This is a genomic window from Spirosoma sp. (genome assembly GCF_048594605.1).
In the GTDB taxonomy this organism is placed as follows: domain Bacteria; phylum Bacteroidota; class Bacteroidia; order Cytophagales; family Spirosomataceae; genus Spirosoma.
In genome coordinates this window covers 1-23,023 of sequence record NZ_JBMDWV010000149.1, presented here as the reverse complement: position 1 = coordinate 23,023, position 23,023 = coordinate 1, and the positions used below count along the sequence as shown (strand labels likewise).

The 23,023-nt window shown below is 47.9% G+C and carries 20 protein-coding genes; 8 read left to right on the top strand and 12 right to left on the bottom strand.

Annotated elements, in window-relative coordinates; all coding sequences use genetic code 11:
- Window positions 1-79 precede the first annotated feature (79 nt).
- From ACOJS8_RS09640 to ACOJS8_RS09625, 4 genes are all read left to right on the top strand, one after another.
- Complete coding sequence (locus tag ACOJS8_RS09640) at window positions 80-1,738, top strand: S41 family peptidase (RefSeq protein ID WP_420148327.1); 1,659 nt, start codon at window positions 80-82, stop codon at window positions 1,736-1,738.
- A gap of 75 nt (window positions 1,739-1,813) precedes the next feature.
- Window positions 1,814-2,503 (top strand): tRNA (adenosine(37)-N6)-threonylcarbamoyltransferase complex dimerization subunit type 1 TsaB, encoded by a 690-nt coding sequence (gene tsaB, locus ACOJS8_RS09635; protein WP_420148326.1) that lies wholly within the window; start codon window positions 1,814-1,816, stop codon window positions 2,501-2,503.
- An 86-nt stretch (window positions 2,504-2,589) separates the two neighbouring features.
- Window positions 2,590-3,366: a type III pantothenate kinase gene (locus tag ACOJS8_RS09630; RefSeq protein WP_420148325.1), complete on the top strand. Its 777-nt coding sequence runs from the start codon at window positions 2,590-2,592 to the stop codon at window positions 3,364-3,366.
- 350 nt (window positions 3,367-3,716) lie between these two features.
- On the top strand, window positions 3,717-4,400 hold the full coding sequence (locus ACOJS8_RS09625; protein WP_420148324.1) for a hypothetical protein: 684 nt from the start codon (window positions 3,717-3,719) through the stop codon (window positions 4,398-4,400).
- On the opposite strand, the gene ACOJS8_RS09620 is transcribed toward ACOJS8_RS09625, so the two are convergent.
- Together ACOJS8_RS09620 and ACOJS8_RS09615 are read right to left on the bottom strand one after the other, a co-directional pair.
- Window positions 4,379-4,603, bottom strand: a complete 225-nt coding sequence (locus ACOJS8_RS09620; protein ID WP_420148323.1) for a ribbon-helix-helix domain-containing protein — start codon at window positions 4,601-4,603, stop codon at window positions 4,379-4,381. The two genes, ACOJS8_RS09625 and ACOJS8_RS09620, sit on opposite strands and share 22 nt — an antisense overlap.
- 72 nt (window positions 4,604-4,675) lie before the next feature.
- Window positions 4,676-5,530: an SPFH domain-containing protein gene (locus tag ACOJS8_RS09615; protein WP_420148322.1), complete on the bottom strand. Its 855-nt coding sequence runs from the start codon at window positions 5,528-5,530 to the stop codon at window positions 4,676-4,678.
- Window positions 5,531-5,809: 279 nt separating this feature from the next.
- Between ACOJS8_RS09615 and ACOJS8_RS09610 the strand changes: the two genes are divergently transcribed.
- Window positions 5,810-6,346, top strand: a complete 537-nt coding sequence (locus tag ACOJS8_RS09610) for a hypothetical protein (RefSeq protein WP_420148321.1) — start codon at window positions 5,810-5,812, stop codon at window positions 6,344-6,346.
- A 4-nt stretch (window positions 6,347-6,350) separates the two neighbouring features.
- Window positions 6,351-6,824 carry a hypothetical protein gene (locus ACOJS8_RS09605; protein WP_420148320.1) on the top strand — a complete coding sequence of 158 codons (474 nt, stop codon included), beginning with the start codon at window positions 6,351-6,353 and terminating at the stop codon, window positions 6,822-6,824.
- 10 nt (window positions 6,825-6,834) lie between these two features.
- Here the strand turns inward: ACOJS8_RS09605 and ACOJS8_RS09600 are convergent, their stop codons facing one another.
- From ACOJS8_RS09600 to ACOJS8_RS09575, 6 genes are all read right to left on the bottom strand, one after another.
- Window positions 6,835-7,800 carry an SPFH domain-containing protein gene (locus ACOJS8_RS09600; protein ID WP_420148319.1) on the bottom strand — a complete coding sequence of 322 codons (966 nt, stop codon included), beginning with the start codon at window positions 7,798-7,800 and terminating at the stop codon, window positions 6,835-6,837.
- An 87-nt stretch (window positions 7,801-7,887) separates the two neighbouring features.
- Window positions 7,888-9,099 (bottom strand): MFS transporter, encoded by a 1,212-nt coding sequence (locus ACOJS8_RS09595; RefSeq protein WP_420148318.1) that lies wholly within the window; start codon window positions 9,097-9,099, stop codon window positions 7,888-7,890.
- Window positions 9,100-9,287: 188 nt separating this feature from the next.
- Window positions 9,288-11,054, bottom strand: coding sequence for a serine hydrolase (locus tag ACOJS8_RS09590; protein ID WP_420148317.1), 1,767 nt, complete (start codon window positions 11,052-11,054; stop codon window positions 9,288-9,290).
- Window positions 11,055-11,267: 213 nt separating this feature from the next.
- Complete coding sequence (polA, locus tag ACOJS8_RS09585; RefSeq protein ID WP_420148316.1) at window positions 11,268-14,354, bottom strand: DNA polymerase I; 3,087 nt, start codon at window positions 14,352-14,354, stop codon at window positions 11,268-11,270.
- A gap of 227 nt (window positions 14,355-14,581) precedes the next feature.
- A complete protein-coding gene (locus ACOJS8_RS09580; RefSeq protein ID WP_420148315.1) occupies window positions 14,582-15,598 on the bottom strand; it encodes a fasciclin domain-containing protein in 1,017 nt (338 codons plus the stop codon).
- Window positions 15,599-15,725: 127 nt separating this feature from the next.
- On the bottom strand, window positions 15,726-16,613 hold the full coding sequence (locus ACOJS8_RS09575) for a sterol desaturase family protein (protein WP_420148314.1): 888 nt from the start codon (window positions 16,611-16,613) through the stop codon (window positions 15,726-15,728).
- 181 nt (window positions 16,614-16,794) lie between these two features.
- Between ACOJS8_RS09575 and ACOJS8_RS09570 the strand changes: the two genes are divergently transcribed.
- Entirely contained in the window at window positions 16,795-17,310 is a 516-nt protein-coding gene (locus tag ACOJS8_RS09570) for an acyl-CoA thioesterase (RefSeq protein ID WP_420148313.1), read from the top strand.
- A 57-nt stretch (window positions 17,311-17,367) separates the two neighbouring features.
- Here ACOJS8_RS09570 and ACOJS8_RS09565 read toward each other — a convergent pair whose 3' ends face one another.
- The 4 genes from ACOJS8_RS09565 to ACOJS8_RS09550 all read right to left on the bottom strand — a co-directional run bounded on the left by ACOJS8_RS09565 (window position 17,368) and on the right by ACOJS8_RS09550 (window position 20,780).
- Complete coding sequence (locus ACOJS8_RS09565; RefSeq protein WP_420148312.1) at window positions 17,368-17,856, bottom strand: nuclear transport factor 2 family protein; 489 nt, start codon at window positions 17,854-17,856, stop codon at window positions 17,368-17,370.
- Window positions 17,857-17,936: 80 nt separating this feature from the next.
- Window positions 17,937-18,446: a hypothetical protein gene (locus ACOJS8_RS09560; protein ID WP_420148311.1), complete on the bottom strand. Its 510-nt coding sequence runs from the start codon at window positions 18,444-18,446 to the stop codon at window positions 17,937-17,939.
- Window positions 18,447-18,584: 138 nt separating this feature from the next.
- Window positions 18,585-19,409, bottom strand: coding sequence for an SGNH/GDSL hydrolase family protein (locus tag ACOJS8_RS09555; RefSeq protein WP_420148310.1), 825 nt, complete (start codon window positions 19,407-19,409; stop codon window positions 18,585-18,587).
- Window positions 19,410-19,451: 42 nt separating this feature from the next.
- Window positions 19,452-20,780 carry a rhamnogalacturonidase gene (locus ACOJS8_RS09550; protein WP_420148309.1) on the bottom strand — a complete coding sequence of 443 codons (1,329 nt, stop codon included), beginning with the start codon at window positions 20,778-20,780 and terminating at the stop codon, window positions 19,452-19,454.
- Between the two features lie 312 nt (window positions 20,781-21,092).
- On the opposite strand from ACOJS8_RS09550, the gene dnaE reads away from it, so the two are divergent.
- Window positions 21,093-23,023: DNA polymerase III subunit alpha (gene dnaE, locus ACOJS8_RS09545; RefSeq protein ID WP_420148308.1), on the top strand; the 1,931-nt coding region annotated here is incomplete at its 3' end.

Below are 23,023 nucleotides of genomic sequence, written 5' to 3'. Positions count from 1 at the left end.
CCGCCGGAGCGGTCAGTTTCTGACATTTACTACGTCCTACTGGCTATCGCTTATTAACTGACGACTATTTCCTCAATCTATGCGCTTCTCAAAACGTCTTACTCTGCTAGCCTCGTCGGCCCTTGTGGCGGGTGGCATTGGCTTCTTTTCGTTTAAAAATGACGATCGCTTTTTTGAGATCGCTCGCAACCTTGATATCTACGCTACATTGTTCAAGGAACTGAACCTGTACTACGTCGATGAAATAAACCCGAACCGGATGGTCAAAACCAGCATTGATGCCATGCTGAAAGCCCTTGATCCGTACACAAACTTCTTTGCGGAGGACGAAATCGAGGATTATATGACCATGACCACCGGACGTTATAATGGGATTGGCGCGCTCATTGGTCAGCGGCAGGGCAAGAGCATTGTGCTAATGGTTTATGAAGGCACCCCCGCCGAAAAATCAGGGCTTCACATTGGCGACGAGGTTGTAAAAATTGATGGGGTTTCGCTGAAGACTTTAAAGGAGGCTGATCCCGGCAAGTTATTAAAGGGCCAGAACAATACGGCCGTGAAACTGACGGTTCAGCGATACGGTCAGAAAGATCCGGTTGAACTCAGCGTAGTACGGGACGTCGTAAAAATGACCAACGTCCCGTACTACGGGATGATTTCTGAAGATGTAGGATATATTGATCTGAAGGATTTTACGTCTACGGCATCGCGCGAGGTGCGAACGGCACTGCAGGAGTTGAAGGGCAAAGGCATGAAGAAACTCATCCTTGATGTCCGCGAAAATCCGGGCGGTCTGCTGAATATGGCCATCGACATTTGTAATCTTTTCATTCCAAAAGATTCGGAAGTTGTGACGACGAAAGGCAAGGTAACCGAATGGAATAAAACCTACACAGCGCTAAATCCTCCTGTTGATCTCGAAATTCCGATTGTCGTGCTGACGAATAGCCATAGCGCTTCAGCCGCCGAAATAGTTTCGGGGGTGATTCAGGATTACGACCGGGGTGTTCTGATTGGCCAGCGCACGTACGGCAAAGGACTTGTACAAACCACACGCGAACTGTCGTTCAACACTAAATTGAAGATCACGACGGCTAAGTATTACATTCCGAGCGGACGGTGCATTCAGGCCATCGATTACAGCCACCGAAACCCGGACGGTAGCGTTGGCAAAATTCCTGATTCATTGAAAACAGCGTTTAAAACAAAGGCTGGCCGAGTGGTATACGATGGTGGTGGCGTTCTGCCCGACGTAGTAATTGACCCGCAAACACCAACCCCTATTGCGCTAAGCCTGACAAACAAAGGGCTGATTTTTGATTATGCCGTAAAATACCGTCATGATCATCCAACCATTAAACCTGCTCGTGAATTCCGCCTGACTGATGCTGAATACCAGGAGTTTGCAAAATGGCTCAACGACAAAGAGTATGACTACACAACTCAGGTTGAGAAAGACTTAGGTACGTTGGAAGCATCCGCAAAAAAAGAAAAATATTTCGATCAGATTCAGGATCAGCTGAAGTCGCTCAAGACCAAAATGTCGCATAGCAAAGATGCGGATTTAAATACGTTCAAGCCGGAGATCAAAACGCTTCTGGAACAGGAGATTGCCGGAAATTACTACCTACAAAAGGGTCTGAAGGAAGCTTCCTTCGCAACAGACCCTGAGTTGAAAGCAGCCCTCGATCTTTTTAAAGATATGGGTAAGTACAGTTCGATTTTGAAAAGTAAATGATGAATTCTGACCGATGACGGATACGTAGTGGCTGGTCATTCGCCATTATGTGTTCGTCATCGATCATTACTACGTATGCTTCTTCTTTCCATTGATACGTCGACGGCGGCCTGTTCGGTTGCGCTACACAAAGACGACGCTTTAGCAGGCTGCTACGAATTGTTTACGGAACGTACTTCAGCAGCCATGCTTACGACGCTCATTCACGATGTGCTCCATCAGGCTGGGCACGAATTAAATGAGCTGGATGCTATTGCCGTCGCTAAAGGTCCTGGCTCCTATACAGGTTTACGGATCAGCGTTTCGACAGCGAAAGGTTTGTGTTTTGCCCTGGATAAGCCACTCATAGCGATCAATACGTTAGCAGCAATGGCTGAACAGATTCGGGCGTGCTTTCCGGCAGGATACAAACTTTGTCCGATGATTGATGCCCGACGAATGGAGGTCTACTGCGCGCTTTACGATACCACGGGCCATGAAATACAACCTACGTCAGCACAAATTATTGATGATACGTCTTTTCAGGATTGGCTGGCGCAGGGGCCGGTTGTCTTCTTTGGTGACGGCGCCGGGAAATGTAAACCCTTAATTGACAAGCATGCCAACGCTATTTTTCCGGAGATGAACGTAATACCTTCTGCCCGTACAATCGGGAAACTGGCTACAGCAGCTTTTCTAGACGGTCAATTTGAAAATATGGTTTCCTTCGAACCCTTCTATCTCAAGGATTTCATGACTACACAGCCCCGGAAAGCAGTTCTTTAGCTCGGGCTTATTTGCAGATAAATACGGTAACGCGGGAATCTGGCATTTTTCTCCTTATTTCGCCCTGACAAACGCCTTTAGTTCCTGTGCAGATAATTGTTGATATTGGCAATACCGATGCCGTTTTCGGGCTTTATGACCAAACTTCCTGGCAGCATATATGGCGTACACCCGCTCAGCGCGAGGAAACAGCCGAATCGTATGAGAGCCGTTTGCGCTTATGGCTGCTTGAAGCCAGCATTCCCCTGAGCGCCATAAAGACGACCGTTTTGAGCAGTGTTGTACCGGGTCTGACTCCTACCATGCGGGCCATGCTGGCTGAGTTATTCGGATATGCACCCATTGTGGTTGGGCCAGGCATTTACCCTTTATTACCAATCGAAATTATACGTCCTCACGAGATAGGGGCCGACCTGGTCGCGAATGCGCTGGCGGCTTACACGCGCTACCAACGTAATTGCGTTGTGGTCGATTTTGGCACAGCGCTGACTTTTACCACTGTATCAGGCGACGGAAAAATTGTAGGGGTCGCCATTGCCCCTGGCCTCAGAACAGCCATTCGGTCTTTATTTGCCAATACGGCCCAACTCCCGGAGGTACCCATCGAAGTGCCAGCCTCTGCCCTCGGGACCAGCACTACACACGCCATCCAGGCCGGTATAATACTGGGCTATGAAGGATTAGTACGTTCACTGCTGGAACGTATCAAATCGGAGCTGAATGGCGACTGCATTGCCGTGGCAACAGGCGGACTATCAGGTCGTATTCCTTCACTACGTAACGTCTTTGTTGATATCGTTCCGTCACTTACGCTGGAAGGCGTACGATTAATCGGACAATTCGTCGCAGCTTCGACCGTATAAATTTATCGATTTACATATTCAGTAACCGAAAATACGCCCAGTTAGGGCGTATTTTTTTGTACTATGCCAATACGACTCAAAAAATATTCATTCGCTGCGTACCGTAAAATAAATGTTTAGGCGACACTTAATTTAACGATAAAAATAGAAAAATAGATCATTCCTGTTTTTTCCTGCATCGGTTCTATCCGATCTACAGATAGTCAAAAAAAGACAAATAGGACAATTTTTTATCTGAGAATAAGGTATTTACCTATTCCATAAATTGCTACGTACGACTACCGCTATCGAGTCAATAAAGAATATACAGTCGTCGAAAAATTCTATTACTCTTTTTATGATCAATCTCTATGAAAACTTTTCTCAACTTGACCATCATTACATTTTTTTCATTTTTTTGCACTTTATCCACACATGCTCATTATCCTAAAGTGAGCTGGCATACAGGAAAAATCATTCTAAATGATAAAAACCAGCTTGAAGGGGAAATAGCGTATAACTGGCTGGCCGAGATGGTGATGATTCGCCAAACCAGTGGCCGGATGAGTACGCTGTCAGCGGATCAGGTTCTGCAATTCGGCTGGTTCGATTACAACCAGCACACGTACCGAAACTTCCTCTCACTGCCAGCCTCCGCTACTGAAAATACACTACATCACGCCTTTTTTGAAGTGTGTATGGATGGCCCATTATCTGTAGTACGGCGTCTGAAACAGCGTCGTGGTTTATTTAAACGCGCGTTCGGCCATCCTTCCAATTACACCGATCAGCCTGCTATGGCCCAGAACACCGACCACTTCGATTACTACGTTCATGATGCTGGACGATTGCTACCTATGGCTCGCTTCTATACGGAAGTGTATGAGCGTTTGATGGCGGCTTATGACCAGCCCTTACAGCGCTACGTACAAACTCATAATATCAACAGTCGGGTACTGGCGGGTCAATTGGTTCTGGTCGATCATTATAATTTCCTGGTTCAGCAGGATGCCAGAACAGCATCAGCCAAAAGTTATGAAAGTGCTCCCAATTGATCATCTGACAGCATATCTTTCTGAGATGATGTTTTGGCAGGCAACGTATCTGCACTATGTTTCCGGCGCTTACGTAACGCATCGTTAAGCAGGAATTCAATTTGTCCGTTCACGCTCCGAAATTCCTCCTGCGCCCAACGCTCCAGTTCTTTCAGCATTTCGGGCTGAATCCGTAATACAAACGCCTTTTTTTCTGTAGCCATAGAAAAAGGAGGGAAACAAAACAGGCTAAAGGAGAAATAAATTACCCTTTTAGCCTGCTTCGTTTCCTGCTTTTAAGTATATAACGTTCCTGCATTAACGACGGGGTTGACGGATTTTTCACCGCATAACACAACCAGCAGATTGCTGACCATTGCAGCTTTACGTTCTTCGTCTAACTGCACGACGTCTTTTTCGGCCAGGCGAGCCAGCGCCATTTCGACCATACCCACTGCGCCTTCAACAATCTGTTTACGGGCCGACACCACGGCTGTAGCTTGCTGACGCTGCAACATCGCTCCGGCTATTTCAGGGGCATAGGCAAGGTGGCTGATTCGGGCTTCCATTACGTGCACACCGGCCTGCCCCAGCCGCTCGTTTAATTCCTGTTCCAGAAACGCGTTGATCTGACCCGTATTATCCCGTAACGTAACAATTTCATGCTCGTCTTCCATGTTATCGTAAGCGTGTGAGCTAGCCAGAAAGCGCACAGCCGCTTCGGATTGAATCTGAACGAAATTAGAATAGTTATCAACGTCGAACAGAGCGCGGGCCGTATCAGAAACCTGCCAGACAACAACCGCTGCGATTTCAATGGGGTTTCCCATCTTATCGTTTACTTTCAGTTGCTGACCATTCAGGTTCCGGGCGCGCAGACTAATTTTTGTTTTGTCGTACAGCGGGTTTACCCAACGCAGGCCCGTTTCTTTAATTGTACCCACGTAATCGCCAAAGAACGTAGCAGCTATGCCTTCATTCGGGTAAATAACGAGAATCCCTTTGAGAATGAAAACCCCGGATACAGACAGCAGAGAAGGAAACAAGAAACCGTAGTTTCTTACGAGGAGAAAGGCCGCCACCCCAAAACACGCCAGCCCAATCAGTAGGAACACATAGCCCGAAACGGACGCAAGCTTTTTTTCCTGCATTTTCGTAAATGATTAAGTAAAAAGATGCTATCAAAATAATATCACAATGATAGTAATTCTTTTTCTAATTCAGTACAGAAATTACAGGAACGGCTCTGAATTACGATGAAGCTACGTTATTGAATTACAGTATTTGGCGGTTATCAATTTGCCGGTTCCAACAGGCCGGCGCCGTTCACTAAATTCGCTACGTAACGTAGCTACTGGTTCCTGGTTTGGAAATAATTAACTTGTCGTACCGTCCACGCTGGTCGGTACGACAATTCCTTACCATCTATCGTGAAAACACTGAAATTTATTTCTCTGCTGGTTTTCCCGCTTGCTCTTCTGGCTGGTCAAACCAGTTACGGACAGCGGCCAACGACTCAAGCTGTCCCAAAAGACACCAGTTTTAATACATTTTTACAGACGCTGGAACAGGCCAACATCAATTTTATTAATGGCAACCCTGTGCTTTGGAAACAGCTTTGTGCACAGAGTGATGAAGCAACCATTCTTGGTGGATTTGGCGGGTATGAAAAAGGATGGAAAGAAGTAGATTCCCGCTACGACTGGGCTTCATCGCGGTTCAAGGCGAGCGGTGCAAAAAAACGGTTTGAGTATGTCGGCAAAATCGTAAGCGGGAACCTGGCTTATACCGTAACCATTGAACGGAGCGAATATCTTCTGATCAATCAGGAAAAGCCTACTGTAGAAGCGTTACGGGTGACGCAGATCTACCGAAAAGAAGCCAGCGGCTGGAAACTGTTACATCGACACGCAGACCCTTTCCTGGAAAAGAAATCCCCCAACACTACGTCTCAACCCAAGAACTAATGCCATGACTACGTCTGTACAGATTGCTCTCTTTGTCAGCTCGACTCTGACTGGATTTTACGGTGGAATTGGCTTCTTTAATTTTATAAGTTTCCTGAGTACGCTGGAGCGCTTACCTACGCAACACCTGGTTCCCTTCTGGCGACTTCTGGACGGTTACATGGGGCAACGAATGAAGATTTTTGGTCCGCTAATGCTTCTATCGCTGTTCGCTACGTTGCTGCTGATGATTAGTCGATGGCAGTCGTGGTCGTTCTGGCTGGCAGGAGCCGCTTTTTTGCTGATGATACTCGACATCCGAACAGCTATCCGCGAAAACATACCAATCAATCAGGCCATTCAGAACCGCGACGCTACGTATTCGCCTGAGCAGCTTGAAACGTTTCGGGCGACCATGGTTCGGGCGTTTTACAAACGTAGTGCGCTGATGATCCTTTGTTTTGTACTGGTCAATCTGGCGTGGTTTTTCAGCAAGTAAGCACAAGCAATCAAGATTTGCGCGGATATGGATTAGGCGTAGCAACGGCGGCTACTTCAGGAATTTTGTTCATTTTTTCAACGGCAAGCAGTTGTTTCATGGTTTTTTCCATGCCTTCGGTTGAGCCGTCCAGGAAAATGACATTACCTTTCCCATTTTCAGCAACATGCTTGATCGCTTCGGTCCAGATTGAGAATAGAATCAGCGACGCATCCAGATTGGCTTCGTTCATTACTTTGGCGGATTCGGCCATACCCTTCGCCACTTCTTCGCGGAACAACGCTACGCCCTGACCACGTAGTTGGGACGCCGTTTTTTCGGCCTCAGCCGATATTTGAATGGCGTTTCCTTCGGCTTCGGCGGCTTTGGTTTTGGTGATCAGAAGTGCCTGTCCTTCGTTTTCGGCAGCAGCCCGCAGATTGGACGACGCCACGACCTGCGCCATCGAGCGCATAATCACTTCGTCGAAAGCAATGTCATTGAGCTGAAGATCAATAAGATGATAGCCCCAGCTTTCGAGCAGACCGTCGATCTGCGATTTTACGTGCTCGATAATTTCGGAACGTAACCCCAGAATTTCCGACTGCCGTTTGGTCGCCACAAAACTCCGGATCGACCCTTCGATGGTACGTATCAGCGCCTGCATAAACGAAGCTTCATCGATAAATTTAAACGCTACGTTCTTAATCGTTTCTTCCTGCTGATTCAGCACCGAATAGACGAGCATAGCTTTGAAATTCACATTAGCCTGGTCGGCCGTAATGGCCTGGAACGCCAGTTCGACCGAGCGGTTCTGAATCGAAATGCGACGGTAAATAACTTCGACAAACGGAATTTTGAAGTTCAGCCCCGGCCCCATGACGCGGGCATATTTACCAAAAATCGTGATGACCGCTACGGTACCTTGCTGTACGATAACAACGGACAGATAAATGACGATAATCGCCAGGACAACCAGAATGATCAGGAGATTCATAAATGAGCGGTTTAGGACAAAAAAACGGATTCCGCAAGGTACGGAATCCGTTAGTGAACTCATGAAAATTTTGTTTGACCGGCTTGCTTAATGACCAGCTGCTAATTCGTAGTGAGTCAAATCTTCTTCTGCTATTTGTTCTACCGTAGCTGTTACGTTCTTCTGTCGGAAGTAAATCACGACGGCGAGTAAAAAGCCCGAAAAGGCGAGTGCAGCCCCTACCCATTCAGGAGACGCGTACCCCAACCCAGCAGCAATTGGCAAACCGCCCAGATAAGCGCCTAATGCGTTCCCGATGTTAAATCCAGCCTGACTAACCGACGAAGCCAGCATTTCGGAACCATTTGCGGCCCGAATCATCAAAATCTGAATTGGCGCACCCAGTGAGAAAGCAACAGCACCCGTAATGAATGTCATCACCAGAAGCGGCACTTTGAAAGGGGCAACGAAGTAGACCGTCATCAAGCAGACAGCCATCAGTAGCAGGAATAAAGCCGTTGCTTTAACGGGCGAAATCAAATCGGCAGTACGTCCGGAAATCAGATTACCAACAGCCATCCCAACTCCTGCCAGCACCAGAATCCAGGTAATCTGATCACTGCTGAAATGCGCCACTTCGGTTAACAACGGTGCGATATAACTGAACCAGGCGAATAGACCGCCCGTACCAATAGCCGTAATGCCCAGGATTAGCCAGGGTTCTGCCCGTGTAAATAACTTCAGGTCTTTACGCAGATTGGACTCCCCTACCACCGGCAGTACCGGGAGCAGTTTCTGAATGCAAAACATGGTAATCAGCCCAACAAGCGCAATAATTACAAAGGTTATCCGCCAGCTAAGATTATGGCCAATATACGTACCCAGCGGCACACCGATAATGTTGGCTACGGTAAGTCCGGCAAACATCATCGAAATGGCCTGAGCTTCCTTTCCCTTACCCGCTAACCGACTGGCTACGACCGCTCCTACACCAAAAAATGCACCGTGAGGCAAGCCCGACAATAACCGGGTTAGCATCATAATTTCGTAGGTAGGTGCGAAGGCTGAGAGCACATTAAAGACCGTAAACAGCCCCATCAGACCAAGCAGAATTTTCTTGGGCGGATAATTGCCCGCGATTCCGACCAGGAGCGGAGCCCCCAAAACAACACCAAGCGCGTAGGAAGCAATCAGGTGACCAGCCACCGGAATCGAGATGTGCAGTGTAGTAGCGATATCAGGCAGAACGCCCATTATGACAAACTCTGTCATGCCAATACCGAATCCTCCAATGGCGAGAGGTAACAATTCTTTTTTCATTTGCAGCGTACTATTTTCTGACAGCGCACGAGTTATCAACTTAGAAAACTCATAACAGCACGCGCAAAACGTGTGCTATACTATCAGGCAAATAAAAAAAGTGCAAATTTGTTCCTATTTCTACGAATGTTCTAATTAATTAGTTTGCTGATCCAATTGAAGGAAGTTTTCACCTCAGGAATAACGTATCAGCGTGCTGAATTAAGCGAATCGGCAACGCGCTTACCCGGCATATCCTTCCCATTTTGATGTAGAATCAGTTGCTCTACTTCGCCTTTGCCATTATTGACAAACGTAATCTGTGCATCGACTACTTTAAGAAAAAACTTATTCTTCGACTCGGGATAAAGCTCAAATCGCGGCTGGTTAGTGGCTTGTCCATACAATTGATCACCATCGCGTGTAATAACAATCGAAAAAGAAGGAGCCAACTGATACGTCCCTACATAAGCCTGCAACGTAGCTCCATCCGGCGCAACCGCTACGTTCTTAGGCATTTCGACGGCCGCGCCCAATTCCTTCAATTTAGCGTAACCGTTGGCACTCTGAGGATTTATCTCGACCGATTTCTTATAATCCTGAATCGCAGCGGGTTTGTTTCCCAGCGCCATATAAGCTTCTCCCCGACTATCATAAACATTGAAGGAATTCGGAAACGATTCGGCATTGAGTGTAAAAACGGTTAAAGCTTCGTTCAGTTTGCCGTCGCGCATGAGCTCATAGCCTACGCTGTTCATCTCGTCTTCGTCCAGGTTATAGGCTTTCCCACCCCGCCAGATCTTGAATTTCTGCTTCGACACATCCGCAGACTCTGCCAGAACGGACTTACGTAGCAGCTCTGCAATCGACTTTTTAGACGGTTCGACCGGCTGATTATACAGAATATTAAGAATACTTTTCCGCATAGCGCTGAGTGGCGCTCCGCCTGTATTATTCAGCAGCACAACCAATCGCTTATCTTGCGGAATTCGGCTTATTAACGTATTGAAACCATTAATTCCTCCGCTGTGCTCAATTAGTAAGAGGCTGTCTTTCAGTTGACCAACTTTAATAGTTTCCACGCCCCATCCGTAAGCGTAATGATTCAGATAAGGTGTATACATGGTGGCTTTCAACGTAGTGTCGGCCAGCAGTTTATCCGTATACAATGCCTGATCCCAACGGTTTAAATCTTCCACGGTAGAGTATAATGAGCCCGCTGCGTATGGAATAGTCATATCCAGATACGGCGCGTTGACATACCCTTCGCTACGTTTCTCATAGCCTGATGCCCGTTTGGAAATAATCGGTCCCGCCAAGTCATACCCTGTGTCTTTCATCTCCAACGGATCGAGAATCATTTCTTTTAATGCGTCGGCGTACGATTTTCCGGTTGCTTTTTCAATGATCACACCCAATAGAAAATAGCCGGAGTTGTCGTATTCAAATTTCGAACCGGGTTCAAACTCCAGCGGCAAACCGGAGAACTTCTTCACGAATGCATCGGGCGTGTAGGGGTCCCGACTCATGGTTTCAAAAAATTTCGGAAAACTGGTATAGCTTGGTATGCCGGAAGTATGCGTGAGCAGATGATGTATCGTGATTTTACTGCCTGTCGCTTTCGGATAATCCGGCAGGTAGTCGGTTATTTTTCCGGCTAACTTAAGTTTTCCCTGCTCCACCAGTTGCATGATGAGCATGGACGTAAACTGCTTGGTGATGGACCCCAGCCGGAATTTAGTACTGGCCGTATTGGGAATATTCCATTCCATGTTAGCCATTCCGTAGCCTTTCTTCAGAATTACTTTGCCTTTATCAGCCACTAAAATCGCGCCGTTAAACTGACGGTTCGCTACGTATTGACGAACAAATGCATCGATTTTTTCGGCTTTGGTCTGGGCGAACGTAACGGAATTAGTTATCCAGCAAAAGCCGATCAGTAAGGTAGTTAAACGGAGGGTAGTTGTTAGTTGCATGCGAAAGAGAATGTCGAATACGCGCGCAAGATAGGAGGTTTGGCGTAGTCTCAGAAGGTATTACCAATCTATCTATTAATAATCAGTCGGTTATATTCTTAATCTTGCAAATTGCCAACTGGATATTTATTCAATCAAACATCAGGCAACAAAAACGGCGTAGCCAAATGACTACGCCGAACCCATATATTTCTAGCGATAAAATACTATAAATTAGTGCGCCAGCAGCCAGTTTTCGCCGGTACCGATGCCTGTTTCCATCTGCACAGCCATCGGGATGGCGTTTCTCATGATGTCGGCGACATTCGTAGTGAGCAAGTCAATTTCGTCGCGGTGCGCATCAAACACCAGTTCATCATGAACGGTCAGAATCATCTTTGATTTCAGTTGCTCCCGCTGCATGAACTCGTGGATACGGATCATGGCAATCTTGAGCATGTCGGCGGCACTTCCCTGAATCGGCGCGTTCACGGCGTTACGTTCGGCAAACATCCGGTCGGTCTGGTTACGTGAGTTGATGTCGCGCAAATACCGACGACGCCCCAGAATCGTTTCGGCATAGCCAAAGCCCCGGGCCTTTTCAATACTTTGGTCAATAAACCCTTTTACGGCTGGAAACTCGGCAAAATAATCGTCGATAATCTGGGAGGCTTCTTTACGGGGAATCTTCAGTCGTTGCGCCAGCCCGAACGACGAAATACCGTAAATGATACCAAAGTTGATCGTTTTCGCTTTCCGACGCATGTCGCTTGTCACTTCGCTGATCGGTACGTGAAACACCTTGCTGGCTGTTTGGGTGTGAATGTCGACGTTGTTATTGAACGCGTCGAGCATCGTCTGATCCCCACTAAAAGCGGCCATGATACGTAGTTCGATCTGCGAATAATCGGCCGACATAATCAGAAATTCTGGCCCGCGCGGCACAAACGCTTTTCGAATTTCCTGGCCACGCGGAGTACGTATCGGAATGTTTTGCAGGTTTGGATTAACCGACGACAGTCGACCCGTTGCCGCAACCGCCTGATTAAACGAGGTATGAATCCGACCAGTACGTTTGCTGATCAGCGTCGGCAATACGTCGACGTAAGTATTTTTCAGCTTGATCAATTCGCGGTAATCCAGAATTTTTCGGGCGATTTCGTGCTCGGCTTCCAGCTTCGATAAAATCTCTTCACCCGTAGCGTACTGGCCCGTTTTTGTCTTCTTGGCGTTTTTGTCGAGCTTAAGTTTTTCGAACAGAATTTCACCCAGTTGTTTAGGGGATCCAATATTGAACGATTCGCCCGCGATGCTGAAAATTTCCTGCTGAACCTGCCGCATATCCGCATCCAACGTAGCCGAAAGATCGGCCAGAGCGTTGGTATCGATCGCAACACCTTCCAGTTCGAGGTCGGTTAACACACGCACGAGTGGCATTTCGACCTGATCGAAGAGTTTATGCAGGTTATCTTTTTCGAGTCGGGGGGCAAACGTTTCTTTGAGTTGCAACGTAACGTCGGCGTCTTCGCCTGCGTATTCAACCACTTTCTGCACATCGACATCGCGCATGGTCAGCTGACCTTTGCCTTTCTTACCAATGAGCGATTCGATTTCAACCGGGCTGTAGTTGAGATACGTCATTGCCATCATGTCCATATTGTGGCGCATTTCTGGCTCAATGAGGTAGTGGGCAATCATTGTATCGAACAACTTACCCTGCACCTCCACGCCGTACTTTTTCAGCATCAGCAGGTCGTACTTCAAATTCTGGCCAATTTTGCCGATGTTCGGATTCTCGAAAACAGGCTTAAACTGATCGACAATGGCCTGTGCTTCTTCCCGATCCGCCGGTACTGGTACATAGAACGCTTCGCCCTTCCGGTATGAGAACGACATACCAACCAAATCGGCTTCAACGGGGTCAATAGCCGTTGTTTCGGAGTCGAAGCAGATACTTTCCTGAAGGCTCATGTAATGAACCAGACTCGCACGCAGTTCGGGCGTATCGACCAGCCGGTAATCGTGCTTGACCGACAAAATTGTTTTCCGGCGTTCGGGCTGGTTTTCGTCAATCTCGTAATCAGGATAAACGTCCAGATAAGCCGGAGCCCCGCCGTCGGGTGATTCGGGTTGTTCGGTAACTAGCTGATCATCTGCCGTAATTGTATTCGTTACGTTAGTGGGCGTCGCTTCTGCGGCAGAGGCTGCCGGTACCCGAACAGGTGTTTTTTTGCTTTTGGCTGGCTTGTGCTGAGGTACAGACGCGGGCGTATCAGCCGAATCAAAATCAAATGGCAGATCGTCAGCTCCTGACGGATTCACCGCGCTCATATTCGGAAACGGCATGAAGGCTGGCGCATTACCACCGGGCGAGTCGAACAGGTTCATCTGAGCAGATTCCGACTTTTTGAACGTGTCGGGCAGCGGCTTTTCGTCGAAGTCAGTGCCCAGCAGACGGGTTTTCATCTGCCGGAATTCCAGTTCGTCCAACAGAGCGGATAGCCTCGGTTTGTCATATTCCGTATGACGTAACAGGTTTTCATCAAACGGTACCGGCACGTCTAAGTGAATGGTTGCCAGTTGCTTCGACAGTAATCCCTGCTGCGCAAAATTGACAACGTTCTCTTTCAGCTTTCCTTTCAGTTCATCGGCGCGGGCAATGAGGTTCTCGACCGACCCAAAATCAGCGATAAGTTTCTGTGCCGTTTTTTCGCCTACACCCGGAATTCCCGGAATGTTATCGACCGAATCGCCCATCAGCCCAAGCATATCCGTTACCTGATCGATTCGTTCGATCTGCCAGCGTTCCAGCACGTCTTTTACGCCCAGTTTTTCGACGGGTTTGCCCATAAAGGCAGGTTTGTAGATGTGAATATGCTCTTCCACTAACTGCCCGTAGTCTTTATCGGGGGTCATCATATACACATCGAAATCAGCCAGAGCGGCTTTTTTCGCAATCGTACCAATGATATCGTCGGCCTCATAGCCATCCAGAATAAGGATGGGAATGTGCATGGCCTCGATAATCTTTTTGATGTAAGGAACTGCTACGCTAATGTCTTCGGGCTGCGATTGCCGGGTCGCTTTATACAGCGGAAACTGCTCGTGACGAAACGTCTTTTTGGCCGAATCGAATGCAACGCCGATATGAGTGGGTTTTTCCTTTGTCAGAACCTCGATCATGGCATTCATAAAGCCAAAGACAGCCGAGGTATTGATGCCCCGCGACGAAATGCGGGGCGATTTGCTAAAGGCAAAATGAGCGCGGTAAACCAGGGCCAGCGCATCAAGCAGGAACAGTTTTTTTTGTGGTTGGGCCATTCGATAAGGTCACAGGTCAAAGCCCAAAGGTCGAAAGTCTTACGGACAATCACGTGTTTTGAGCCTGACAAATTACGTCGAAATACGAAAGCGTTTTCGTATAAACAGAACAGGGATATAAGGGTTTTGATTCCGCTTAAACAGTTTTCCAGCAGGGAAGAAAATCAGCGGGCCGTCCTGATTTGGGGCGGCCCGCTGTAAGAAATTGACACTGATTTCTGAATCGATTATGGCAACAGTAGCCGGTCAATAATATGAATTACGCCATTACTGGTGGTAACGTCCGGTCCAATAACATTCGAGGCTGTGCCACCATTACTTTTGCCCGTAACCGTTACGGCGGTTGTGCTCGTTCCTACTGTAACGGCTCCCGATGCCGTTGTCAGACTGGCGCCGTTTGTCAATGTAGGCGTGTAGATTCTTCCGTTCACCACATGATACGTTAGAACCTTAGTCAGATCGGCCGCCGGAGTAGCCGCTATCTTGGTTGAATCATAGCCAACGGCCCGGAACGCATTATCTGTTGGCGCAAATAAGGTCAATGGACCCGTTGCCGTTAATGAACTGACGGAACTGGTCTTGGCAACGACCTGCTGAAGAAGCTTAAACGAAACACCCGCAGTCGGAGCCAATAGCGCATAAATAGTTGGAATCTGAGCAATCGTGTTTGGTATGTTTCCGTACAGAGGAGGCAGTAAAATTCGGTCAATAGCGTGAATAACGCCGTTGCTCGACTCGACATCGCCGAGCAGAATACGCGCTCCATTCACTGCCACCGTTGTGACAGAGCCGGTAGACGTAGTAACGGCTACAGGTCTGGTGAAGTACACAGGTGCCGACAGTAGTTGCGTTTGCTGAGGTGTATTTGAAGCCACAGGAATAGCTGACGATTCTACCTTTGTTCCCAGCACGTGATATTGTACAACCGCTCTTATAAGCTCAATAGGAGCCAAATCAATGGCGGTTGCATTGGCAAAACCAAACGCTCTAAATGCGTCGTCGGTTGGTGCCAGTAAGGTATAATTCCCCGCCGAGTTTAACGTAACGTCCAGACCCGATTTGGCAAGGGCCGCTTTAAGCAACGTAAAGTTAGGATTACCGTCAATCTGCTCTTTAATCGTTGGAACAGTGGGCGTTGTCGAATTATCATTTTTACAGGCCGAAAACGTCAGCGTCAACGCAATAAGCAGTGCAGATAGTAAAGCCAGCGTTCGTCGGTTGGCCAGGTTGTGATTGAGGTGCATAAGCGATTTAGTTAAAAAGTAACGTAAGTAGTTTAAGTATACCTGCTAAAAGAAAGCGGCTAAATTATTTCGCTGCCAACGATTTGCCAAATAATGAAAAAGCCACCTGTTGATAATTAATACGTTTTTAAACCTGTCCTTGTTTTACTGCCTGCCCTAATTTCTCTTTAGTGGCCTGCTCGCCAACCGGCGGACGGTATGGTTGAAACGGAATTTTCAGCAGGCTGCCAATGTATGAATGTTCGTGCGGATCGGGGTGGGTATCGATACCATAGTGCAAGTCTTTACCAGCCATTTCGTGATACGTACCAAACAACCGGTCCCAGTACGGGAAAATATTGCCATAATTCGTATTCGTCACGGGCAGTACGTAGTGATGATGAACATGATGCATGTTCGGCGTAACGATAAATAACCCCAGCAATCGATCGGCCCAGCGCGGTAATTCAATATTGGCATGATTAAACTGAGATAACAGTACCGACAACGCCTGATAGAGGAAAACCAACCACATAGGTGACCCCATGATTAGTACCGCCAACGTAGTAAACACAAAACGGATCACGCTTTCGCCCGGATGATGACGATTGGCGGTGGTTGTATCGACGTAAGCATCGCTGTGATGAATGATGTGAAATCGCCAGAGAAACGTAACCTTATGCTGCACCCAGTGCGGAAACCAGGCCCCAATCAAATCCAGACCAAGCAGCCCGATTAGCGCTTCCGCCCAGAGCGGCCACTGTATCCATTGCAATAGGCCGACCTGGTGTTGAACCACCCAATTGCTGGTTCTGAGCAGAATGAAAGCCAGTGCGAAATTGACGACAATGGTTGTCAGCGTAAAGAAAATATTGATTCCGGCATGACTGATTTTTCGATAGCCAGACGCGGTTTTCGCAAACTGGAATAACGGTACGGCACTTTCGATCAGCCAGAATAACGTAATACCTCCCACTAGTATCAGACTCCGGTGCAACGACGGAATATGCTCAAAGTAATTGACCAGACGCTCCATAGATTCTATCCTATTCTTTATAGCAATCAGACAAATTTAAAACGAAATAACATAGCGTAACGATCTATCGGACTCTCCGACAGGACACTTTTCATAAAGTTTAGGATACGGTTTGCCCGTTTGGTTTTTGGGTGGTTGCTTTACAGTCGCCAGCTATTAACCCGCTGTTCAGTTCAAACCAATGCCTCAGCCTAAATACGCCCGGGAATCGGCAACAATCATGACCGAAATGGTTCTTCCCAACGATACCAATACGCTCAACAATCTGATGGGTGGCCGACTTCTGCATTTTATGGACATTGCCGCGGCTATTGCTGCCCAGAAACATTCGAACCGTATAGTCGTCACAGCATCCGTGGATAACGTATCGTTTGCCGAACCCGTCCGGCTGGGCAATATTGTTACGATGAAGGCGCAGGTAACCCGGGCGTTCAGTTCGTCGATGGAGGTGTTTATTGAAGTCTGGGCCGAGGATATTCCGGCGGGCGTTCGGGTTAGTACTAATAGTGCCTTTTACACCTTTGTCGCCGTCGATCAGAGCGGACGTCCTATTGAAGTACCCGCTGTGATTCCTGAAACGGACGCCGAAAAAGAACGGTACGACAGTGCGCTACGTCGGCGGCAACTTCGCCTGGTCCTCGCCGGACGTATGAACGCGCAGGATGCTACGGAGTTGCGCGAGTTTCTGAAGGTTTAAGTTCCGACAGGATTAACAGCCGAAACGTCGGCCCGGCTGTTAATCCTGTCTAAAAACCTAATTCGGCAGTTTCAGCGATTGCCAGGCTACCAGTTGCCACTGGTTGCCATTCCGTACATACACATCGGTGTATTTTATGTGCGTGTTGATCGACTGACCATTGTTCATAGCCTTGATCATGCACGTACCATTGATAACCGCCGTATGGCCATAAATCCGTACGTTTTGCTGTTCTATTTTGACGGCGTCGTATCTCGACTTGCCATCCCGAATCGACTGGATGAATGATTTTTTCGTGTCGGTATTGGCGTTGGAGTGCGTATAAATCAAATCGTCGGCCAGCACGCGTTCCAACGTAGCGTAGTCTTTCTTAACCTGTGCATCGAACCGCTGCTTCTCTATGGCCAGAACCGCTTTTTCTTCAGCCGAAAGCGAGGCTATTCGCTCGGGAGTAGGTACGATGGCGCCCGACGCTGCCGACTTAGGCGCCTGAGCCTGCGCGAGCTGTAACGTAGCAATCAAGCAAAGCGTTAACAGGGTTTTCATAAACAAAAGACGGTAGATTGATTGCAGAGGAAAGAACTCTCGTCAACCAATCTACCGTCTTTTACGAAGGACGTGCGCCGTTACTGTTTTGTCGCTACAACTTCATAAGTCTGTTTGTACTGCGCTCCGTTACGTAGCGCATTGGCAACTGATGCGTACGAAAATTGCTTTGAATTTGGATCAAATACGCCCGATGCTGTATAGTCAGAGGTAATTGGATTCCCGATTGGTATTGCATCGGTGTTTTTATCAATTACCTTAAAATTAACACCATCCAGTTCAGCCGTTACTTTCATCGACCGATCACCGGTAAGATCGCCCGCCGTTTTCAGTTCAATGTAAATCTCTTTCGGATTTGATCCTTTCGTGATCGTCGCCGTAGCCGTTCCTGAGCGGGGCTCACCGAAGATATCCGCAACGATGTACAAGGTATTCCGATACGTACCAGCGTACGTACCTACGTATTGATCGCGGGGGTCAATTTCCGCATCGGTGCCTCCTGATTTTTTACAGGCTGTTGTCAGCGAAGCGATAGCAAGTACGCTCAATAACAGGTTGCGTATTGATCGACCGACATATGAATGAGCCATGAGTTTATTTGTACAATTGTTTGGTTGACAAATCATCTATCAAACGTAGCAGATCGGCTATTCAATATATTGAACCTGTTTATCTTTTCATTTCCCCCAAAATCGCTGGATTGCACGGTTTCGGTTAGAAAGCGCCCGTTAGTACTTTTTCATGATTTTCAGCAGCCTTCGCGTAATCAGCTCATACCCTTTATCGGACGGATGCAGGCCGTCGTACGTCCGGTCGATAGCCTCCACCGGATACGGATACTCGTCGGTTTCGGGATTAAATGGCACGTCGATAAACTTTGGATAGCGATAATTGGTATACGTACCGGTCTGCGGATCTTTCAGCCGCTTGAACTTCACCAGCTTTTTATGACCAAGACTTTTCAGGTGATACAAATCCACAACCGGCACCTTTTCGTAGCGCCCAATTGAATCGATGGCATTGGCAAAGGCTTCGAGATTTTGCCCGTTTTTCGGTTTGTACGACCCAAATGCGTTGTTTTTGAAATTATTCAGATACACAAAATCGACACGCTGCATGGGCGTAATGAGCAGAATTTTTGCGTCAGGATTCAGGCTACGTAGTTTATCGACAATCAACCGAAACGAGCCATAAACCGTACCTGTACCGGTTTTTTGTTCATAATCGGCAAAACGACCCAGCGGCTTTCCGCCCCACCAGTCGTTCGTACCCAGAAAAACCGAATAGACATCCGCTTTGGTTAACCCCAGTTTATCAATCTGTTCGGCGATACGTACTGCTGTCCAGCCATTATGCCCCTGATTAACGTAGTGAATATTCGGCAGCTTCTCCGTCACGCGGGTCATGTAGCCTTTCGTGATGCGGTCTCCGGTTTCGTTCCGATGATCATTCAGATACGTAATCGAATCGCCAAGCGCCACCCAGGTCAGTTCTTTGGGTTTAAACGAGGTAATGAGGCAGATTAGGGCAACGAGAATAATTCGATTTTTCATGGTGTTTTTACGTCAGAAGAAAAATTGACACGTAGCAATCCGTTATTCCACGATTTTGTTATTAACCTTCACGTTTTTGAGGGTAAATCCGCTTACTACATTCTTATCGATGGCCGCGTTTTTGCTTTGCACAGCAAAATTCTCGAACGTAAAATTGGAAAGTTTGTCGCGCTTCGAAACCGCTACGTCGAAGAACGTATTGCAGGTAATATCAATATTTTTGAGTGTTACGTGGTTGGCGTACGAGAGTGGCGCGTCCTGACGCCCCTGTAAATCAAAGAATTGGGTCCAGGGCTTTGCATACAAAAGGCTATTCGCCTGACCCTTAATATTTTCTACCCGGATGTACTCGTGAAGCTGTGGCGTATCGGGCCGCATTTTGAGCCATAACACCCGGTCGGCCTCGCTTACGTGGCAATTGCGCATCACAATGTTTCGGTTGTGAATCGCTTCGCTGCCGCACGTAAGCGCCGAATGACAAAAACCAAACTCACAATTGTCAATGATAATGTTGGTGTTGGCGCCGTTGTTCGGTACACGATCAGCCCAGGGACCTTTACCGCCTTTGAGCGCAATCGCATCATCATTTACTGACATATAACAGCCTTTAATCAATACGTTGGAACAGGCGTCAATGTCAATCGCATCGGTGCTAGGCGCTTTTACAGGCTTATAGGGCGAATAAATATGCGCATCCAGCACTTTCACGTTCTGGCACTGGTAGTAGTGACTCGTCCAGAAACCCGCATTGTGCAGTTTTACGTCCTGAACCTGTACGTTGTTGCATTTCCAGATAAACACGAGTCGGGGACGCGAGACTTCCAGATTCGTACAGTTCGGATTTTCTTTGCGTCGTTGCCAGAAGGCTTCCCAGAAACGTAGTCCGTTGCCATCAATCGTGCCTTTGCCCGAAATCGTGAAGCCATCCACCTGATACGCATTGACCAGAGCCGCAAAATAATCCAGACTCTGCCCTTCCATCCGCGACGGCAATTTCGGGTAATCGGCAATGTTGTTGGAGCCTTTCAGCATGGCGCCTTCCGCTACGTGCAAATGTGTTTTCGGCTTGAAAAATAACGCCCCGCTCATGAACGTACCTTTCGGGATTACCACCACGCCCCCACCCTTTTGAGCAGCCGCATCAATAGCTTTCTGAATTGCTTCGGTCTGCACGAGCGTACTGTCTGCCTTCGCGCCAAAATCCGTAATCACGTAGATTTTGCCGAGCTGAGAAAGGCTCACTTTTTGATACGTAGTAAACCAGCTACTGATCGGACTTCCATCCGGGAACGAAGCTTTCGCTACGTTCTGTGCGACAAGTTGTGCGGTGACGATAAGCGTACAGATTAGTGTATAAACTATTGTTTTCATAGTCACTACGTTCCGGGCGAAGGTTTTGTCTGTTAAACAGGCAAGATGAGTGTCTTTACTGATTGGCCTTTCCTACTCTTTCATGGAAACGTTGCTACATATCCAGTTAAGCTGAACGTTTTGACTAAATAAATTTAAGCTATCGTCTTTCTGATTAATTACTTTCACCCTCAGCCCTTTACCTAAATCTTTTCAAATTTCACTACGTGTCAATAGCTCTGAACCTCTCAAGATTTTCTATTTTTACAGAAGAGCCAGCCATCCTGTAAATTATTTTTATCAGGAAAATCCTGGTTCAGACAGTTAAGACGTATGCAATTCTCTCACCTCCACTGCCACACACAATACTCCCTGCTCGACGGACAGGCCGATATTAAGAAGCTCGTCAAGAAGGCTAAAGCCGATAACATGCCTGCCGTTGCCATTACGGACCACGGTAATATGTTCGGGGTATTCGAGTTCGTAGCCGAAGCCAGTAAGCAGGGCATCAAGCCGATTGTGGGCTGCGAGTTCTACGTGGTGGACGACCATACGCGGAAGCAATTTACCAAAGAGCAGAAAGACATCCGGTATCACCAGTTGCTGCTGGCCAAGAATCCGCAGGGGTATAAAAACCTGGCAAAACTCTGCTCGCTGGGTTATATGGAGGGCCTGTACGGTAAGTATCCGCGGGTGACAAAGGAACTGATCGATAAATACAAAGAAGGACTGATTGCCACTACGTGCTGTATTGGCGCCATTGTTCCAAAAACCATTCTCAAAAAAGGCGAAGAAGCGGGAGAAGCGGAGTTCAAATGGTGGCTCGATCGCTTTGGAGAAGATTACTACGTTGAACTTCAACGCCACGAAATTCCCGATCAGATCAAGGCGAATGAAGTGCTGGTGAAGTTTGCCCGGAAATACAACGTCAAAATCATTGCGTCGAACGATTCGCACTACGTTGATCGTGACGACTGGGTAGCCCACGATATTCTGCTTTGCGTAAACACGGGCGAGAAACAGAGTACGCCGTCGATGAAGGAATTCAACGACGAGGAAGTGATGCCCAAAAATACCCGCTTTGCATTCTTCTCCGATCAGTTCTATTTCAAGAACACGCAGGAGATGAGTACGTTGTTTTATGACCTGCCCGAAGCCATCGACAATACCAATGAGATTGTCGATAAGGTTGAGGTGCTGAAGCTCAAGCGTGATATTCTCTTGCCCAATTTCCCAATCCCACAGGAGTTCCAGATTCATACCGACGACGTAGCGAACCAGTGGGAATACCTTAAGCACCTGACCTTTACCGGCGCCAAAGAGCGTTGGGGCGAGATTGACCAGAAAGCACAGGAGCGTCTTGATTTCGAACTATTTACGATCAAGACAATGGGCTTCGCGGGTTACTTCCTTATCGTGGCCGACTTCATCAAAGCCGGGCGCGATCTGGGTGTGATGGTAGGCCCTGGTCGCGGAAGTGCGGCCGGAAGTGCGGTAGCGTATTGCATCGGTATCACCAATATTGACCCCATTAAGTATGACCTGCTGTTTGAGCGGTTCCTGAATCCCGACCGGAAATCGATGCCCGATATCGATACCGACTTTGACGATGAAGGTCGTCAGCGGGTGATCGACTACGTAGTGGATAAATACGGTAAGCAGCAGGTGGCGGCTATCGTTACGTATGGCACGATGGCGGCTAAATCCGCCATTAAAGACGTAAGCCGGGTAATGGATCTACCTCTATCCGACGCCAACGCACTGGCAAAACTCGTGCCCGATAAGCCAACGTACAACATGACTCTCCGTCGGATTTTCGAAGATCCGATTGACGGACCGGGCGGCTTGGCGGGTGTGATTCAGCCCGACGAGGTGGAAAACGTCAAACGTATGCGGGCTCTCGAAGCAGGCGATCAGTCCGTTGGGCGGACCATGAAGCTGATCGATACGGAGAAGGTTCAGAACGTATTGCAACAGGCGCGTCGACTGGAAGGAACGGTACGTAACACGGGGGTTCACGCAGCCGGTATCATCATCGCGCCCGACGATCTGTCGAACATCGTACCCGTCTCTACGTCGAAAGATACGAACCTGATTATCACGCAGTATGAGGGAAAAGTTATTGAGGACGCGGGCGTAATCAAGATGGATTTTCTGGGGTTACGCAACCTCACGATTATCAAAGAGTGCCTGCGGCTCATCAAGCAAACTCATGGCGGGTTATTTGTCAATGGTGTCGCAACCGCTATTGACGACATTCCGCT